The sequence below is a fragment of the Achromobacter sp. FW305-C-30-7 genome (assembly GCF_058783105.1).
This window is the reverse complement of sequence record NZ_JBYSYI010000001.1, coordinates 1-17,150: the sequence shown is the minus strand read 5'-3', so window position 1 is coordinate 17,150 and position 17,150 is coordinate 1. Positions and strand designations below refer to the sequence as shown.

24 protein-coding genes are annotated in these 17,150 nt (G+C 63.4%); 7 read left to right on the top strand and 17 right to left on the bottom strand.

Features of this window, described 5'->3' with window-relative positions; genetic code table 11:
- Positions 1-9 precede the first annotated feature (9 nt).
- The 3 genes from rplX to AC3WOB_RS00110 all read right to left on the bottom strand — a co-directional run bounded on the left by rplX (position 10) and on the right by AC3WOB_RS00110 (position 1,816).
- Positions 10-330, bottom strand: a complete 321-nt coding sequence (gene rplX / locus AC3WOB_RS00120) for a 50S ribosomal protein L24 (RefSeq protein WP_006389623.1) — start codon at positions 328-330, stop codon at positions 10-12.
- A gap of 11 nt (positions 331-341) precedes the next feature.
- Complete coding sequence (gene rplN, locus AC3WOB_RS00115; RefSeq protein WP_006216531.1) at positions 342-710, bottom strand: 50S ribosomal protein L14; 369 nt, start codon at positions 708-710, stop codon at positions 342-344.
- A 353-nt stretch (positions 711-1,063) separates the two neighbouring features.
- Positions 1,064-1,816 (bottom strand): aspartyl/asparaginyl beta-hydroxylase domain-containing protein, encoded by a 753-nt coding sequence (locus AC3WOB_RS00110; protein WP_041656915.1) that lies wholly within the window; start codon positions 1,814-1,816, stop codon positions 1,064-1,066.
- A 192-nt stretch (positions 1,817-2,008) separates the two neighbouring features.
- Between AC3WOB_RS00110 and AC3WOB_RS00105 the strand changes: the two genes are divergently transcribed.
- The gene (locus AC3WOB_RS00105) at positions 2,009-3,436 is read left to right on the top strand and encodes an NAD-dependent succinate-semialdehyde dehydrogenase (RefSeq protein WP_013397008.1); all 1,428 of its coding nucleotides are present in this window, start codon (positions 2,009-2,011) and stop codon (positions 3,434-3,436) included.
- A gap of 91 nt (positions 3,437-3,527) precedes the next feature.
- Here the strand turns inward: AC3WOB_RS00105 and AC3WOB_RS00100 are convergent, their stop codons facing one another.
- Positions 3,528-4,487, bottom strand: coding sequence for an AraC-like ligand-binding domain-containing protein (locus tag AC3WOB_RS00100; protein WP_013397009.1), 960 nt, complete (start codon positions 4,485-4,487; stop codon positions 3,528-3,530).
- Positions 4,488-4,658: 171 nt separating this feature from the next.
- Between AC3WOB_RS00100 and AC3WOB_RS00095 the strand changes: the two genes are divergently transcribed.
- The 6 genes from AC3WOB_RS00095 to AC3WOB_RS00070 are packed head-to-tail and all read left to right on the top strand — an operon-like array spanning position 4,659 to position 10,358.
- Positions 4,659-5,555, top strand: coding sequence for an alpha/beta fold hydrolase (locus AC3WOB_RS00095; RefSeq protein ID WP_492273839.1), 897 nt, complete (start codon positions 4,659-4,661; stop codon positions 5,553-5,555).
- Between the two features lie 12 nt (positions 5,556-5,567).
- Positions 5,568-6,740, top strand: coding sequence for a substrate-binding domain-containing protein (locus AC3WOB_RS00090; protein ID WP_013397011.1), 1,173 nt, complete (start codon positions 5,568-5,570; stop codon positions 6,738-6,740).
- A 15-nt stretch (positions 6,741-6,755) separates the two neighbouring features.
- Positions 6,756-7,526 carry an ABC transporter ATP-binding protein gene (locus AC3WOB_RS00085; protein ID WP_492273838.1) on the top strand — a complete coding sequence of 257 codons (771 nt, stop codon included), beginning with the start codon at positions 6,756-6,758 and terminating at the stop codon, positions 7,524-7,526.
- Positions 7,523-8,272 (top strand): ABC transporter ATP-binding protein, encoded by a 750-nt coding sequence (locus AC3WOB_RS00080; RefSeq protein WP_492273837.1) that lies wholly within the window; start codon positions 7,523-7,525, stop codon positions 8,270-8,272. Before AC3WOB_RS00085 ends, AC3WOB_RS00080 begins: the two co-directional genes overlap by 4 nt.
- Positions 8,269-9,279, top strand: coding sequence for a branched-chain amino acid ABC transporter permease (locus tag AC3WOB_RS00075; protein WP_013397014.1), 1,011 nt, complete (start codon positions 8,269-8,271; stop codon positions 9,277-9,279). Before AC3WOB_RS00080 ends, AC3WOB_RS00075 begins: the two co-directional genes overlap by 4 nt.
- Before the next feature lie 11 nt (positions 9,280-9,290).
- Positions 9,291-10,358 carry a branched-chain amino acid ABC transporter permease gene (locus AC3WOB_RS00070; protein WP_492273836.1) on the top strand — a complete coding sequence of 356 codons (1,068 nt, stop codon included), beginning with the start codon at positions 9,291-9,293 and terminating at the stop codon, positions 10,356-10,358.
- 12 nt (positions 10,359-10,370) lie between these two features.
- Here the strand turns inward: AC3WOB_RS00070 and AC3WOB_RS00065 are convergent, their stop codons facing one another.
- From AC3WOB_RS00065 to AC3WOB_RS00005, 13 genes are all read right to left on the bottom strand, one after another.
- A complete protein-coding gene (locus AC3WOB_RS00065; protein WP_492273835.1) occupies positions 10,371-10,874 on the bottom strand; it encodes a hypothetical protein in 504 nt (167 codons plus the stop codon).
- A 112-nt stretch (positions 10,875-10,986) separates the two neighbouring features.
- Positions 10,987-11,268, bottom strand: coding sequence for a 30S ribosomal protein S17 (rpsQ, locus tag AC3WOB_RS00060; RefSeq protein WP_006216549.1), 282 nt, complete (start codon positions 11,266-11,268; stop codon positions 10,987-10,989).
- A 2-nt stretch (positions 11,269-11,270) separates the two neighbouring features.
- Positions 11,271-11,462, bottom strand: a complete 192-nt coding sequence (rpmC, locus tag AC3WOB_RS00055) for a 50S ribosomal protein L29 (RefSeq protein ID WP_003806912.1) — start codon at positions 11,460-11,462, stop codon at positions 11,271-11,273.
- Positions 11,463-11,473: 11 nt separating this feature from the next.
- On the bottom strand, positions 11,474-11,890 hold the full coding sequence (gene rplP / locus AC3WOB_RS00050) for a 50S ribosomal protein L16 (RefSeq protein WP_006392071.1): 417 nt from the start codon (positions 11,888-11,890) through the stop codon (positions 11,474-11,476).
- 2 nt (positions 11,891-11,892) lie between these two features.
- Positions 11,893-12,687, bottom strand: a complete 795-nt coding sequence (gene rpsC, locus AC3WOB_RS00045) for a 30S ribosomal protein S3 (RefSeq protein WP_006216553.1) — start codon at positions 12,685-12,687, stop codon at positions 11,893-11,895.
- A 9-nt stretch (positions 12,688-12,696) separates the two neighbouring features.
- Entirely contained in the window at positions 12,697-13,026 is a 330-nt protein-coding gene (gene rplV / locus AC3WOB_RS00040) for a 50S ribosomal protein L22 (RefSeq protein WP_013397017.1), read from the bottom strand.
- Positions 13,027-13,029: 3 nt separating this feature from the next.
- Positions 13,030-13,305: a 30S ribosomal protein S19 gene (gene rpsS, locus AC3WOB_RS00035; protein ID WP_006216555.1), complete on the bottom strand. Its 276-nt coding sequence runs from the start codon at positions 13,303-13,305 to the stop codon at positions 13,030-13,032.
- A 12-nt stretch (positions 13,306-13,317) separates the two neighbouring features.
- A complete protein-coding gene (rplB, locus tag AC3WOB_RS00030) occupies positions 13,318-14,145 on the bottom strand; it encodes a 50S ribosomal protein L2 (RefSeq protein ID WP_013397018.1) in 828 nt (275 codons plus the stop codon).
- Positions 14,146-14,442 (bottom strand): 50S ribosomal protein L23, encoded by a 297-nt coding sequence (gene rplW, locus AC3WOB_RS00025; RefSeq protein WP_006216557.1) that lies wholly within the window; start codon positions 14,440-14,442, stop codon positions 14,146-14,148.
- Positions 14,439-15,059, bottom strand: a complete 621-nt coding sequence (gene rplD, locus AC3WOB_RS00020) for a 50S ribosomal protein L4 (RefSeq protein WP_013397019.1) — start codon at positions 15,057-15,059, stop codon at positions 14,439-14,441. The genes rplW and rplD overlap by 4 nt, the downstream gene beginning before the upstream one ends.
- Positions 15,060-15,063: 4 nt before the next feature.
- A complete protein-coding gene (gene rplC, locus AC3WOB_RS00015; protein WP_013397020.1) occupies positions 15,064-15,753 on the bottom strand; it encodes a 50S ribosomal protein L3 in 690 nt (229 codons plus the stop codon).
- 446 nt (positions 15,754-16,199) lie between these two features.
- A complete protein-coding gene (rpsJ, locus tag AC3WOB_RS00010; protein WP_003806903.1) occupies positions 16,200-16,511 on the bottom strand; it encodes a 30S ribosomal protein S10 in 312 nt (103 codons plus the stop codon).
- A 75-nt stretch (positions 16,512-16,586) separates the two neighbouring features.
- Positions 16,587-17,150, bottom strand: a 564-nt coding sequence (locus AC3WOB_RS00005) for an EF-Tu C-terminal domain-related protein (protein ID WP_492273834.1), incomplete at its 5' end; no start/stop codon positions are given.

The following is a 17,150-nucleotide window of genomic DNA, read 5'->3' as shown; positions in this document are numbered from 1 at the left end:
TATCGCCCCTTACGCCTTGGCGCCGACAACGGCACCATTGGAACGGAACACGCGAACCTTGCGGCCTTCGACTTCTTGCACGCCCACGCGATCGCCACGGCCGGTGGCCGGGTTGAACAGCGCGACGTTCGAGATGTGAATCGGCATGGTCTTTTCGACAATCCCGCCCGGGTTGTTAGCCATCGGGTTGGCTTTCACGTGCTTCTTGACGACGTTGACGCCTTCGACCAGAACGTGGTCGGCATCGACGCGCGCCAGCACGGTACCGCGACGCTTCTTGTCGCGGCCGGTCAGGACGATGACTTCGTCGCCTTTACGAATGTTGTTCATCGTAGGGCTCCTTACAGCACTTCCGGGGCCAACGACACGATCTTCATGAACTTCTCGGTACGCAGTTCGCGCGTAACGGGTCCGAAGATGCGGGTGCCGATGGGCTCCAGCTTGGCGTTGAGCAACACGGCGGCATTGCCACCGAAACGAATCAGCGAACCGTCTTTACGGCGCACGCCCTTGGCGGTACGAACCACCACGGCATTGTAAATTTCGCCTTTCTTGACGCGTCCGCGCGGAGCCGCATCTTTGACGCTCACCTTGATGATGTCGCCGATACCGGCATAACGGCGCTTGGAGCCACCGAGCACCTTAATGCACATGACATGACGCGCACCAGTGTTATCGGCCACATCCAGCGTGGTCTGCATTTGGATCATGATTTTTCCTGTTCCAACTTAACTGGAAATACGGTTTTCCCAACAAGGGAACACTGCAATTCCTGCCAGTTTTGGTCCCGTCAGGTCTGCCGCCCTGCTTTTGTGTTGGCATGTCTTGAGCTTTCGCCCTACTCACGCAACTGGTTGGCAACGCAACGACCCTGGGTTGAAATCCTGCGGGTATTCCCCCAACACGTCGGGCTAACCTGCATAGGCGCGGGCCAACTCGATCGACAATCTGGGAAAGCTGATAATTCTAACGTGGTTAGTTTTTGAGCGCAAGCACTTTGTGTGGATAACCCACAAAAGCCACGCTCCCCCTGGGAAAGGGGTGGACCGAGGCTATCCGCCCCCTATTTCTGGCGGTAGTAGCCCTTCTCCCAGGCGTCATGATTGGCCTTGCCGCGACGGATCTCGTCCGTGAACGGCGCGGCCATGAGCACCAGGCGGTTCAGCCATTTTACCGGAGCGCGGCAGGGGCGCTCGAAGTCCACGAAGAGCACGGCGCGCAAGCCGGCAGTGTCGTTGTGCACTTGGTGCGGGTACAGGTCGTCGAACACCACCGCCCGGCCTTCGCGCCAGCTGTAGCGCTCGCCCCCGACCTCGATCCAGCATTGCTCGGCCGGTTCCGGCACCACCAGCCCCAGATGCAGGCGCAGGACCCCGTTGTACGGACCCGTGTGCAGGGGGATGCGCTTGCCGGCCTCCAGGATGGAGAAGAATGCCGTGCGGATGCCCGGGATCCCCTGCAGCGCCCGGGCCGTGGCGGGACACCGGGCCAGATTACGTTCGGAACGCAGGCCGTAACCCATGAAGACAAAGGTCTTCCATTGGTCGTCCGAGGTGATCTGGCCCACATCGGGCGAGATTTCGTGAAACGCGGGCAGGTGCTGGCGCTCGGAGAGCAGGCCCGCCAGTTCAGTGCGGATGGCAGGCGCCTGGGCCTCGAGCGCGGCTACCCAGGGAAACTGGCCGTTGTCGAAAATGGGACGGTCGCCGACCAGCGAGGCCTGGGCGATGCGATTGCGCAACCAATCTATGAAGCGGAAAAAGACGCGCGAGTAGAAACTGGGCTTGCTGGGCGGACGCGCATCGACGGGTTGCACAATGAGTAGCCGGATAGACAGCCAAAGATGCACCATTTTGTCCATGCCGGCGCGGGCACGCAAGACTTGCGCCGGCAGATTGGCTCCAATGCGCCGCCGGCCATTGGCCCTCCCCGCCACGGACAAGCTGGTTTAGACTGGCATGGGCGACAGTGATCGCTATCCACTCCTATTTCGCAAGGGAAGACAGGCATGTATGAACAGTTGGCGCTGTATATCGACGGCGAATTCGTCGCCGGAGAGGGCAGGCGCACCCAGGACGTCATCAACCCGGCCACGCTGGAAGTTCTCGGCCAGTTGCCCCACGCCACCGAAGCGGATCTGGATCGCGCGCTAGCCGCCGCCCAGCGCGCGTTCGAGTCGTGGAAGAAATCCTCTCCCATGGACCGTTCGGCCATCCTGCGCAAGGTCGCGACGCTGTCGCGCGAGCGCGCCAAGGAAATCGGCCGCAACATGACGCTGGACCAGGGCAAGCCGCTGGCCGAAGCCGTGGGCGAAGTCACCTCCTGCGCCGAACACGCCGACTGGCACGCCGAGGAATGCCGCCGCATCTACGGCCGCGTGGTCCCGCCGCGTAATCCCGACGTGCGCCAGTTCGTGGTGCGCGAACCCATCGGCGTCTGCGCCGCGTTCACGCCCTGGAACTTCCCGTACAACCAGGCCATCCGCAAGATCGCCGCCGCGCTCGGCGCCGGCTGCACGGTGGTGCTGAAGGGTCCTGAAGACTCGCCCAGCGCTGTCATGGCGATTGCCCGCATGTTCCATGATGCCGGCCTGCCCAAGGGCTGCCTGAACATCGTCTGGGGCGAGCCCGCCAAGATCTCGGACTACCTGATCCGTTCGCCGATCGTGCGCAAGGTGTCGTTCACCGGCTCCGTGCCGGTGGGCAAGCAGCTGGCCGCGCTGGCTGGCGCCCACATGAAGCGCGTCACGATGGAACTGGGCGGCCACTCGCCCGTGCTGGTGTTCGACGACGCCGACATCGACCGCGCCGCCACCATGCTGGCCAAGTTCAAGGTCCGCAACGCTGGCCAGGTGTGCGTGTCGCCCACCCGCTTCTACGTCCAGAACGGCGCCTACGAACAGTTCCTTGCGCGCTTCTCCGAAGTGCTGAAGAACATCAAGGTCGGCGACGGCCTGGAAGAAGGCACCGACATGGGCCCGCTGGCGCACGAGCGCCGCGTCCCCGCCATGAGCGCCTTCATCGACGACGCCAAGAAGCATGGCGGCAAGGTCGTGGTCGGCGGCGGCCCGCTGGACCGCAAGGGCTTCTTCTTCGCCCCCACGGTCGTGACCGATCTGCCCGACAACTCCATGCTGATGACCGAAGAGCCCTTCGGCCCGGTCGCGCCGGTGGTCCGCTTCACGGATACCGATGAAGTGCTGCGCCGCGCCAACAGCCTGCCCTTCGGCCTGTCGTCCTACGTGTTCACGAACTCGCTGCAGACGGCCACCAAGGTCTCCAACGGCCTGGAAGCCGGCATGGTCAACATCAACCATTTCGGCAGCGCGCTGGCCGAGACGCCCTTCGGCGGCATCAAGGACAGCGGCATCGGCAGCGAAGGCGGCCTGGAAACGTTCGACGGCTACCTGGTCACGAAGTTCATCACGCACATCTGACCCTGACGGCAACACAAAGCCCCGCAGCAACCCTGCGGGGCTTTTTCTTGTCTGGCATCTAGAACGCCAAGCGGAGCCGACAGAGGGCTCGTCAGGAACTCGCCCGCAGATCGCGCGGCGTCATGCCGAAGCGGCGCTTGAACAGCCGGCTGAAATGCGAGGGATGCGAGAAGCCCACCTGGTAGGCCAGTTCGGCGATGCTGCGGTGGCTATGCTGCGGATTCAGCAGCAGTGCGCGGCACTTGTCGAGCCGCTGATCGAAAATGAAGGATTCCACCGACAGGCCGCCCGCGCGCAGGATGCGATGCAGGTAAGCCACGGACAAGCCGCAGCCCTGCGCCACCTGTTGCGGCGACAGCGCCGGATCCGCCAGATGCTGGCGGATGTAGGCCAGCACGCGCTGGCGGTGCGCCAGCGTGACGCTGCTGTCCGACTCCGACGCGTGCCCCTGACCCGACTGCACCAGGAACAACACGATCAAGTCGATCAGGCGCTCGCCGAGTTCCGAGGCTTCAAGGTCCGACCAGCCGTCCACGCCCTTGAACAGGTGGTCCATGTAGCTGGCCAGCAAGGCGCCGCGCGGCGAGCCGTCATCGACGCGCAGCTTGTAGAAAGCGCCGATGCGGGAATCGCGCTGCAGCAATGCGCTACGCGGAAACGATACGCTCAGGCTGCGGTAACCCGACGCACCCTGCGCCGTGGCCTGATAAGGCAGGCTCTGGTTCATCAGGTAGACGCAGCCAGGTTCAACCTGGAATTCCCGCCCCTGCTGCTGCACGGCCAGAGGTCCTGCCAGCGGCAGGCCGAAGGTATAGAACTCCTGGTCCAGGCGCGACACGTTGCCGGTGGTGCGCTCCAGCTTCTGGCCCTGGTAATGCAGGTCGTTGAACTGCAGGCTGCCCCGGCGCGCGTAGCGCACATGTCCGGCGAAACTGTCGGGCCGGCCGCGATGCACCTCGAACGGACCGAACGCGTGCGACAACGCCGCGCGCCATTCGTCGCGCCGGTCAGCGCTGGCGCTGGCCGAAATGGCGAATTCCGTATCGGACATGGCTCGGTCTCCTTGGACGCCGGCGCCGCGGCCGGGCGCTCGTGATCCTGCGTCTACATATTCTTGACTCACCCTGCTGCGGGGCGTCCGGCGCCTTGAAGGCGCGCTTGGCGCAAGTCTATATTCAGCCCGATAAGCACACAACCTGGACAACCCGGGAGGAGGAGACTCATGGCACCAGCGCCCACAGCGGCCGGCCGCCACGCGCCGGCTTCGCGCTACCTGCGCTGCGCAGGCCGCGAGCTGCACTACACCGAATGGGGCGCCGCCGACGCGCCCCCCGTCATCATGTGGCATGGGCTGGCCCGCACCGGCCGCGACTTTGACGACCTGGCCCAGGCGCTGGCGGATGACTACCGCATCATCTGCCCGGATGCGATCGGCCGCGGCCTGTCGCAATGGAGCCCCGACCCGGTTGCCGAGTACCAGCTGGATTTCTATGCCACGCTGGCCCGCGCCCTGGTGGACGGGTTGTCGCTGGCGCGCGTGCGCTGGGTGGGAACGTCCATGGGCGGCGCCACCGGCATGCACGCCGCCGCCACCACCTTGCGCGACCGGATCTCGCATCTGGTCGTCAATGACATCGGCCCGGAGCTGCCGCAAGCCGCCATCGACCGCATCGTGGCCTACGTCGGCGCGCCGCCGGCTTTTGACACGGTCACGGAACTGGAAGCCTGGCTGCGCGTCGCCTACAAGCCCTACGGCTGGCAGAGCGACGAGCAATGGCGCCGGATGGCCGAAACCTCGGTGCGCCGGCTGCCGGACGGACGCATCACCCTGCACTACGATCCGGCCATCGTCGGCCAGTTCAGCAACCATCCCGCCGACTACGACCGCTGGAGCGGCTATGACTCGCTGCGCATGCCGCTGTTGCTGCTGCGCGGCGCCGATTCGGACCTGCTGCTGCCCGAGGTTGCCGATGCCATGACCCGCCGCGGACCCTGCGCGCAGCGCATCGACTTCCCCGATTGCGGCCATGCCCCTGCTCTGAACGTCGCCCCCCAGATCGACGCCATCCGACTATTCCTTGCCACGCCGGACCACACGGCGGATCACCGCCCCCAATAACAGGAGACTCCCATGAAACGCGTCCTGCTCGCCGCGCTCGCCGGCCTCTGCATGAATTCCGCGATAGCGGCAAAAGACTTCGTCGTGGCCCACGTCTACGACAAGACCGGCCCCCTCGAAGCCTATGCCAAACAGACCCAGAACGGCCTGATGCTGGGGCTGGAATATGCGACGCAAGGCACCATGACGGTCGCCGGCCGCAAGATCCGCGTCATTGAAAAGGACAACCAGGGCAAGCCCGACGTGGCGCGCGCCCAGCTGGCCTCGGCCTACGCCGACGACAACGCCGACATCGCCGTGGGCCCGACCTCGTCCGGCGTCGCGCTGGCCATGCTGCCCATCGCCGAGGAATACGAGAAGATCCTGCTGGTCGAACCCGCCGTGGCGGATTCGATCACCGGCGACAAGTGGAACAAGTACATCTTCCGCACTGGCCGTAATTCGTCGCAGGACGCCATCGCCAACGCAGTCGCCTTCGACCAGGCCGGCACCTCGATTGCCATGCTGGCGCAGGACTATGCCTTCGGCCGCGATGGCGTGAAGGCATTCAAGGGCGCCTTGAAGAACGCCAAGATCGTGCATGAGGAATACCTGCCGGCCAACGCCACCGACTTCACCGCCGGCGCCCAACGCCTGTTCGATGCGCTGAAAGACAAGCCAGGCCGCAAGATCATCTTCATCCTGTGGGCGGGCGCGGGCAATCCGTTCAAGATCGCCGACCTGGATCCCAAGCGCTTCGGCATCGAGATCGCCACGGGCGGCAACACGCTGGCCGCCATGACGCCGCTGAAGTCGCTGGCCGGCATGGAAGGCGCCACCTATTACTACTACGGCATTCCCAAGAATCCGATCAATGACTGGCTGGTGGCGGAACACCAGAAGCGCTATGGCCAGCCGCCGGACTTCTTCACCGCGGGCGGCATGGCCTCGGGCATCGCGATCGCGACCGCGCTGGCCAAGACCAAGGGCGACTCCGATACCGACACGCTGATCAAGGCCATGGAAGGCATGAGCTTCGATACGCCCAAGGGCAAGATGACCTTCCGCCCCGAGGACCACCAGGCCATGCAGTCCATGTACCACTTCCGCATCAAGAACGATCCGTCGGTGCCTTGGGCGGTGCAGGACCTGGTCAAGGAAATCACGCCGGACCAGATGTCGGTGCCGATCCAGAACAAACGCTGATCCCGCTGCCCATCCATGCTGGAAACCCAATCGCTCACGATCCGTTTCGGCGGACATGTGGCCGTCAACGAAGTCAGCTGCAGTTATGCGCCTGGCACCCTGACCGCCATTGTCGGCCCGAACGGTGCGGGCAAGACCACCTACTTCAACTTGATCTCCGGCCAGCTGCGCGCCAGCGCCGGGACGGTGCGCCTGAACGGGCGCGACCTGACCTCGCTGGCCGCGCCCGCACGCATGCATGCGGGGCTGGGCCGCGCCTTTCAGCTGACCCAGCTGTTCCCACGCCTGAGCGTGCACGAGAACGTGCGGCTGGCTTTGCAGTCCCGCCAGCAAGGCATGGGCTGGCGCCAGATCCGGTTCTGGCGCACCTGGAGCGACGATCGCGGCCTGATCGAACGCGCCGATACCCTGCTCGAACGCACCCGCCTGTCCGCGCGCCGCGACCAGTCCGCCGCCGACCTGCCGCATGGCGACCAGCGCAAGCTGGAGATCGCCATGCTGATCGCCCTGGAGCCGCAGGTATTCATGTTCGACGAGCCGACGGCAGGCATGAGCGTGGACGATGTGCCCGTGGTGCTGGAGCTGATCCGCGAAATCAAGAACGACCCGAGCAAAACGATTCTGCTGGTGGAGCACAAGATGGACGTGGTGCGCGAATTGGCGGACCGCATCGTGGTGCTGCACAACGGCCAGCTGATGGCCGATGGCGCCCCTGCTACGGTGATCGCCTCGCCCATTGTGCAGCAGGCCTATCTGGGCGTCACCCCGACGGAGAAGCCGGCATGACGCAAGCGCTGCTGGAACTGAAGGACGTGCACACGCACATCGGCGCGTACCACATCCTGCACGGCGTGGATCTCGCCGTTCCGCCCGCGGCCGTGACCATGCTGCTGGGCCGCAATGGCGCCGGCAAGACCACCACGCTGCGCACCATCATGGGATTGTGGCGCGCGTCGCAAGGCCAGGTGAACTTCGACGGCGCGCCCGTCGGCGGCCCGGGCACGCGCACCTCGCCGCCCGACATGGCGCGCATGGGCATGGCTTACGTGCCGGAGAACATGGGCATCTTCGCCGACCTGTCGGTGAAGGAAAACATCCTGCTGGCGGCGCGCCAGGCCCGCAACGCCAGCCAGCTGGATACCGCAAGGCTGGAGTGGATCTTCGGATTCTTTCCGGCGCTGAGGAAGTTCTGGCTGCATCCCGCCGGCAAGCTCTCGGGCGGACAGAAGCAGATGCTGGCGGTCGCGCGCGCCATCATCGAGCCGCGCCGGCTGCTGCTGGTGGATGAACCCAGCAAGGGCCTGGCGCCCGCCATCATCCAGAACATGATCGACGCCTTCATCGAACTGAAGCAGGCGTCCACCACCATCCTGCTGGTCGAGCAGAACTTCAACTTCGCGCGCCTGGTCGGCGATCACGTCGCCGTGATGGACAACGGTCGCGTCGTCCACGCGGGCGGCATGGCCGAGCTGGCCTCGGACGACGAACTACAGACGCGCCTCCTGGGCCTGTCGCTGGGAAGCCACCAATGAGCACGCTCGAAATCGATACCCCGCTGCCGCGCGTGCGCGCGGACCTGCGCCCGGTCCTGCTGGTGCTGGCCCTGGCCGCGCTGGCCCTGCCCCTGGTGGGTTCCCTCTCCACCTGGGTCACCCTGACCCTGGCGGGGCTGGCCATGGGCATGATCATCTTCATCGTGGCCTCCGGCATGACGCTGGTGTTCGGCCTGATGGACGTGCTGAACTTCGGGCATGGATTGTTCATCGCCATCGGCGCCTATATGGCTGCCACGGTGCTGGGCGCCATGGCCGATTGGACGCAATCCGGCAGCCTGTGGATCAACCTGGGCGCCGTGCTGCCTGCGATGATCGTCGGCATGCTGGTCGCGGGCGCCGTGGGCCTGGCGTTCGAGCGCGTGATCGTGCGCCCCGTCTATGGGCAGCATCTGAAACAGATCCTGATCACCATGGGCGGCATGATCATCGGCGAAGAGATCATCAAGATGCTGTGGGGCCCACAGACGATTTCGCTGCCGCTGCCCGAAGCGCTGCGCGGGGCCTTCCTGCTGGGCGATGCCGCCATCGAGAAATTCCGCATCGTCGCCCTGTTGACGGGGCTGCTGGTGCTGGGCGGCATGCTGTGGCTGCTCAACCGCACCAAGCTGGGCCTCTTGATCCGCGCAGGCGTCGAGGACCGCGAAATGGTGGAAAGCCTGGGCTACCGCATCCGCCATCTGTTCGTGGGCGTGTTCGTCGCCGGCTCGATGCTGGCGGGACTGGGCGGCGTGCTGTGGGGCATGTATCAGCAATCGATCGTGCCGCAACTGGGCGCGCAGGTGAACGTGCTGATCTTCATCGTCATCATGATCGGCGGCCTGGGCTCCACCGTGGGCTGCCTGATCGGCGCGCTGCTGGTCGGGCTGATGGCCAACTACACCGGCTTCCTGCTGCCCAAGGCCGCCCTGTTCTCGAATATTGCGCTGATGGTCGCCATCTTGTTGTGGCGTCCGCAGGGCGTGTACCCGGTCACGAATCGCTAGGAATCGCCGACATGTCCGTACGCCTGCTCTCCGGCGATCCCCCCCGCAGCACGCTGCTGGCCCTGGCGCTGATCGCCATCGTCGCCCTGCTTGCCGCCGCGCCCTTTCTCTTTCCCGGTCCCAAGTCGCTGGCGGTGGCCGCCAAGATCCTGGTGTTCGTGATCCTCGTGGCCAGCTACGACCTGCTGCTGGGATACACCGGCATCGTCAGCTTCGCGCACACCATGTTCTTCGGCATCGGCGCGTATGGCGTGGCGATCGCCAGCATACGCATGGAACCGGGCTGGGCCGCGGTATTCGTGGGCCTGGGCGGCGGACTGGTGGTATCGCTCGCGTTCGCCCTGCTGATCGGCCTGGCCAGCCTGCGCGTGCGCGCCATCTTCTACGCCATGATCACGCTGGCGGTGGCCGCGGCGTTTCAGACATTGGTGTCGCAGTTGTCCGACCTGACGGGCGGCGAGGACGGCCTGAATTTCAAGGTGCCGCAGATGCTGCGGCCGGCCTTTCGGCCCTTCTCCGAACAGATCTTCGGCGTGACGGTGGACGGCCGCATCATCACCTATTACCTGATCGCCGCGGTCTGCGTGGTGCTGTTCCTGCTGTTGCTGCGCATCGTGAATTCGCCGTTCGGCCGCGTACTGCAGGCTATCCGCGAAAACCCGTTCCGTGCGGAAGCCATCGGCTACCGCACCGTGCTGTACCGCAGCCTGTCCAACCTGCTGGCGGCGGCCTTCGCCACGCTGGCGGGCGCCATGTATGCGCTCTGGTTGCGCTACAACGGCCCGGATACCTCGCTGTCGTTCGAGATCATGCTCAACATCCTGCTGATGCTGGTGATAGGCGGCATGGGCACCATGTATGGCGCCGTGGTGGGCGCCAGCCTGTTCGTCTTCGCGCAGAGCTATCTGCAGGACGGCCTGCACGTTATCCACGATGCGGTGTCGGGCGTGGCGCCCTTGGCGCTGTTGTTCGAGCCGGATCGGTGGCTGCTGTGGCTGGGGATCCTGTTCGTGGTGTCGGTGTACTACTTCCCTACGGGCATCGCGGGGCGGCTGCGGGAACTGGCCGGGCGCCACTGAAGCCTGCCGTCATCAACGGCCGCGTTGACTCAGCGCATCCGCGTCGCGCCGCAAACCGTCAACTCGCCGCTGCATTTCGTCCAGGCTGCGGCGCGTGTCCAGGGAACCCCGGTTCAGCTGCGAGCCGGACGGGGTCGGCGCCAAGCTCGGCATGGTCATGTTTGCGCCAGGATTCAAAGGGATCATCGCGGGCGGATGCGGGTCAGCCGCAGGTTTCTCGCTGAGCAGCTTTTCCAGCACTCGCATCTGCTCCCTGCGTTCCCCGATGGCGCGTTCCTGGTCCACCAACGCTTGCTCATTCGCATCCTCTGTACCAAAGATCGCCGCATGATCACGCGACAACCCGTCCAGGCGCACCCGCGCATCGGGACCGGCATCGAGCAAGGCCCGGCCCAAGGCCGCGGGATCCTGCGCCGGCGGTGACTCCTGCCGCGTTTGCGCGCCAAGCGGAGGCGCCGCCATCCAGGCGCACGCCATCAACAAGCCAAGCCGGGCCGCGTTCATGAAACCGCGCATTGTCCTGATTCCTGGGTTCGACACAAAAAGTTCGGGCGAAAAAAAACGGCAAGGGTTTTATCCCTTGCCGTCTTATATCAGAACGGCGGACCGTTCCAATGGACTGCTTTACTTAGATGATACGTGCGGCTTCAACCAGACGCACCACGCGCCACGACTTCGAGCGCGAGATGGGACGGCCTTCAGCGATTTCAACCGTATCGCCTTCGTTGTACTGGTTCGATTCATCGTGCGCCTTGTACTTCGCGGAACGCATGATGATCTTGCCGAAGATGGGGTGCTTGACGCGGCGCTCAACGAGCACGACGACAGTCTTGTCCATCTTGTTGCTGACGACCTTGCCAACCAGCGTGCGCTGGCGCTTGGCCACTTGGGTGTTTTGAGTTTCGCTCATCTTTATTTCCCTGCCTTCTCGGTCAGCAAGGTACGAACGCGCGCAATGTCGCGACGCACGTTGCGCAGCTGGCTGGTGTTGGCCAGTTGCTGCGTGGCCTTCTGCATACGCAGACCGAATTGTGCCTTCAGCAGGCTTTCGAGCTCTTTGCCGAGCTCGGCGGCGTCTTTCGAACGGAGTTCGCTAGCTTTCATGTTAGTACTCCTTAAGCACCGATATGACGCGCGACGAACGTGGTCGAAATCGGCAGCTTGGCAGCGGCCAGGCGGAAAGCTTCACGCGCGAGCTCTTCGCTAACCCCTTCCATTTCGTAGAGCACCTTGCCGGGCTGAATTTCAGCGACCCAGTACTCCGGGTTGCCCTTACCGTTACCCATACGGACTTCGGCAGGCTTCTGCGAGATGGGCTTATCCGGGAAAATGCGGATCCAGATACGGCCGCCACGCTTGATGTGACGATTGATGGCACGACGAGCAGCTTCGATCTGGCGAGCGGTCAGACGGCCACGGCCGGTGGCCTTCAGACCGTATTCGCCGAACGACACGTGGGTACCACGGGTCGCCAGACCGGTGTTGCGGCCCTTCTGCTCTTTGCGATACTTTCTGCGAGAGGGTTGCAGCATGGTTATTCTCCTTCAGGCGCCGGAGCAGCGTCCGCCTTGCGGGGACCACCACGACCACGACCACCCGGACGACCGGTGCGAGCACCGTCCGGACGATCACCACGCGGAGCGCGGCGCGGACGACGTTCTTCTTCGCGCGGGGCAGCGGTTTCCGGCGGCAATTCGCCGTTAGCCAGCATGTCGCCCTTGTAGACCCAGACCTTGATGCCGATCACGCCATAGGTCGTGTGGGCTTCGGAGGTGCCGTAGTCGATGTTGGCCTTGAGGGTGTGCAGCGGCACACGGCCTTCGCGATACCACTCGGTGCGAGCAATTTCGATACCGTTCAGACGGCCCGAGCTCATGATCTTGATGCCTTGGGCACCCAGACGCATGGCGTTCTGCATCGCGCGCTTCATGGCGCGACGGAACATGATGCGCTTCTCGAGCTGTTGCGAGATCGAGTCGGCGATCAGTTGAGCATCGGTTTCCGGCTTGCGGATTTCTTCGATGTTGACGTGCACAGGCACGCCCATCAGGCGCTGCAGATCAGCCTTCAGGCTTTCGATGTCTTCGCCGCGCTTGCCGATCACCACGCCCGGACGAGCCGAGTAGACAGTGATGCGGGCATTCTTGGCGGGACGCTCGATGATCACGCGACCGACGGAGGCGCTCTTGAGCTTCTTCTTCAGGTACTCGCGAACGCGAATGTCTTCGGCCAGCATCGTGCCGAAGGCCTTGTCGTCGGCGAACCAACGCGAGGACCAATTACGGGTGACCGCGAGACGGAACCCAGTGGGGTGAATTTTCTGACCCATCGTGACTCCTTAAGCTCCGACCTTGACCGTGATGTGGCAGGTCTGCTTCTCGATACGGTTGCCGCGGCCCTTGGCGCGAGCGGAGAAGCGCTTCATCGACTGAGCCTTGTCCACAAAAATCGTGGTGACTTTCAGTTCGTCGATGTCGGCGCCGTCGTTGTGCTCGGCGTTGGCGATGGCGGACTCGACAGCCTTCTTCAGGATGACGGCAGCCTTCTTCGGCGAGAAGGTGAGGATGTTCAGCGCTTGCGAGACGGACTTGCCGCGGATCAGGTCCGCAACCAGTCGGGTCTTTTGAGCGGAGATGTGAACCCCACGGATAATGGCAGTAGTTTCCATCGCTTACCTCTTCGCCTTCTTGTCCGCGGCGTGCCCCTTGAACGTACGGGTCAGCGCGAACTCGCCCAGCTTGTGACCGACCATGTTCTCGTTGATGTAAACGGGAACGTGCTGCTTGCCGTTGTGCACAGCGATCGTCAGACCGATGAACTCGGGCAGGATCGTGGAGCGACGCGACCAGGTCTTGATCGGCTTCTTGTCTTTGCCCGCGACGGCCGTGTCCACCTTTTTGATCAGGTGAGCATCGACAAACGGGCCTTTCTTGATCGAACGTGACATAGTGTTCGCCTCTTACTTGCGCTTGCGCCGTTGGACGATCATATTGTTCGTCCGCTTGTTGCGACGGGTCTTGAAACCCTTCGCCGGGGTGCCCCACGGGCTGACCGGTTCGCGTGCTTCACCGGTACGGCCTTCGCCGCCACCGTGCGGGTGATCCACCGGGTTCATGGCAACGCCACGAACCGTCGGGCGGATACCGCGCCAACGCATTGCACCGGCCTTGCCGATTTGGCGCAGGCTGTGTTCTTCGTTACCGACTTCACCGATGGTGGCGCGGCATTCGATGTGCACACGGCGGACTTCACCGGAGCGCAGACGCACTTGAGCGTAGATGCCTTCGCGAGCCAGCAGGACGGCGGAAGCGCCGGCCGAACGGACCATCTGAGCACCCTTGCCAGGCAGCATTTCGACGCAGTGAATCGTCGTACCCACCGGGATGTTGCGGATCGGCAGCGTGTTGCCAGCGCGGATCGGGGCTTCGACGCCCGACAGCAGCGTGGCGCCAACTTCCAGACCGCGCGGAGCGATGATGTAACGACGTTCGCCGTCGGCGTAGCACAGCAGAGCGATGTGCGCCGTACGGTTGGGGTCATATTCCAGACGCTCGACCTTTGCCGGGATGCCGTCCTTGTCGCGACGGAAGTCGACGACGCGGTAGTGCTGCTTGTGGCCACCGCCACGATGACGGATCGTGATGTGACCGTTGTTGTTACGGCCAGAACCACGGGTCTTCTTTTCCAGCAGCGGCGCGTAGGGCTCACCCTTGTGCAGGTTCGGGCTGACAACCTTCACCATGCCACGGCGGCCAGCCGAAGTCGGCTTAACTTTTACGAGGGCCATTTACTTCACCTCCGCAAAGTCGATTTCCTGGCCGTCCTTGAGCGACACGTAAGCCTTGCGCTCATTGCGACGACGGCCAACGAATCGGCCAAAGCGCTTGACTTTGCCCTTACGGTTGAGGACCTGCACGGACTCGACCTGCACCTTGAAGAGCAGTTCGACGGCAGCCTTGATTTCCGGCTTGGTAGCGTCAGCCACGACACGGAAAGCGACTTGCTGATTCTTCTCAGCGACGAAGGTGGCCTTTTCGGTCACGATCGGGGCCAGAATGACTTGCATCAAGCGTTCAGCGTTCATCCCAGCATCTCCTCGAGTTGAGCGATGGCCGGCTTGGTGATCAGCACTTTCTTGTAGTGGACCAGCGACAACGGATCGGCATAACGGGGCTCGACAACGGCAACGTGCGGCAGGTTGCGGGTGGCGAGGTAAACATTTTCATCAACGCTGTCGGTGATGATCAGGACCGAGTCCAGGCCCAGGCTCTTCAGCTTTGCAGCTGCGTCCTTGGTCTTGGGCGATGCCAGATCGAACGATTCGACAACAGCGATGCGGTCTTCGCGAGCGAGCTGCGACAGGATCGAACGGATCCCGGCGCGGTACATCTTCTTGTTGACCTTCTGGCTGAAGTTCTCTTCCGGCGAGTTCGGGAAAATCCGACCACCGCCACGCCACAGCGGCGACGAAGTCATACCGGCGCGAGCGCGGCCGGTACCCTTCTGGCGCCAGGGCTTCTTGGTCGAGTGCTTGACTTCAGTGCGATCCTTCTGAGCGCGGTTACCCGAACGGGCGTTGGCTTGGAAAGCCACCACGATCTGATGAATCAGCGCTTCGTTGAAGTCACGGCCGAAGATGGTGTCGGGTGCGCTGAACGTAGCAGCGGCCTGACCTTGGTCGTTCAGGAGCTTGAGATCCATTTACTTATGCTCCCTTCTTGGCCGGGGCCTTGATGGCCGGGCGCACGATGATATCGGCGCCAGCGTGGCCGGGGACAGCGCCCTTGACCAGCAGCAGGCCACGCTCAACGTCAACGCGAACGACGTCGAGGTTTTGAACGGTGCGGGTGACATCACCCAGGTGACCGGCCATGCGCTTACCCGGGAAAATACGGCCCGGATCTTGTGCTTGACCAATCGAGCCCGGGACGCGGTGCGAACGGGAGTTACCGTGCGACGCGCGTTGCGAACCGAAGTTGTGACGCTTGATGGTACCGGCGAAGCCTTTACCAATGGTGGTGCCCGTGACGTCGACCTGTTGGCCGGCTTCGAACACCGATTCCACGGCGATCACGGAACCGGCCGCAAATTCAGCGGCGCGAGCGGGATCAAGGCGGAATTCTTTGAGGATGCTACCGGCTTCAGCGCCGGCTTTGGCGTAGTGGCCCGTTTGCGGCTGAGCCACACGCGAGGCACGACGAGTGCCATAAGCCACCTGGATCGCGGCGTAGCCGTCGGTTTCCAGCGACTTAACTTGGGTCACGCGGTTGTTCGACACGTCCAGCACGGTCACCGGGATGGATTCACCTTCCTCGGTAAAAATGCGGGTCATGCCGACCTTGCGACCCACCAGCCCCAGCCGGTGAGCGGCGGGCGTGGGTGTCGAATTCGACATCGTTTTCTCCATTCCCGACTGCGATTGGTCGGGGCTAATCAGGCAAAAGGTAACGGCCTTTGCCCTACGACTATGTTCAACCTGGTTCAAATTCAGGCAGAGTCCGCCCGCCTTTTCCCCATAGTTGCTCTTGCCACAAAATGGCAAGCTTGGCATATTAGCATGTTTTTTTCAGTCAGCACAAGCACTTAGCGTGCTTTGGCCTCACTGCAAGGGGCGATTTCGCCACACCCGGCGGATGTGGGCAGCGGCGGCGCTGCCTGACGGACCTGATTGCGGCAGTGAGCACCCGCTAACCAGCATGCGGAGGCGGGTTGAACACTACTGCCCGCCCCTGGGCAAACGTTGCGCGCAACGCAGCCAAAAAACAAAATGGCCGCATCCATAAGGAAGCGGCCATCTTTTTCGTGCCTGCCGGCGAAGGTAGCAGGCCCGATACGCTTTACTTACTGCAGCGCGATTTCAACGTCGACGCCGGCCGGCAGGTCCAGACGCATCAGGGCGTCAACGGTCTTGTCGGTGGGATCAACGATGTCCATCAGGCGCTGGTGCGTGCGGATTTCGAACTGGTCACGCGACGTCTTGTTGACGTGCGGCGAGCGCAGGACGTCATAGCGACGGATACGCGTGGGCAGCGGCACCGGGCCGCGGACAACGGCGCCGGTACGCTTGGCGGTGTCGACGATTTCAGCGGCCGATTGATCGATCAGCTTGTAATCGAAGGCTTTCAAGCGGATACGGATCTTTTGGTTTTTCATGGCGTTTCCTAAAGAACGAGAGGCGGGGGCGACGAGGCCACCCCCGCTGGTTGTTTGCTGCTTAAGTGATCCGGATTACTTCAGGATCTTGGCGACGACGCCGGCGCCGACGGTACGACCGCCTTCACGGATGGCGAAACGCAGGCCTTCTTCCATGGCGATCGGAGCCAACAGCTTGACCGTCATGGCCACGTTGTCGCCCGGCAGAACCATTTCCTTGTCGGCCGGCAGTTCGATCGTGCCCGTCACGTCCGTCGTGCGGAAGTAGAACTGGGGACGATAGCCCTGGAAGAACGGAGTGTGACGGCCGCCTTCTTCCTTGGACAGGATGTACACCTCGGACGTGAAGTCCGTGTGCGGGGTGATCGAGCCCGGCTTGGCCAGCACTTGGCCGCGCTGCACGTCTTCACGCTTGGTGCCGCGCAGCAGGATGCCCACGTTGTCGCCCGCTTGACCTTGGTCCAGCAGCTTGCGGAACATTTCCACGCCCGTGCAAGTCGTCTTGACCGTCGGAACGATACCGACGATTTCGATTTCTTCGCCGACCTTGACGATGCCGCGTTCGATACGGCCGGTCACCACGGTGCCGCGACCCGAGATCGAGAACACGTCTTCAACCGGCATCAGGAACGTGCCGTC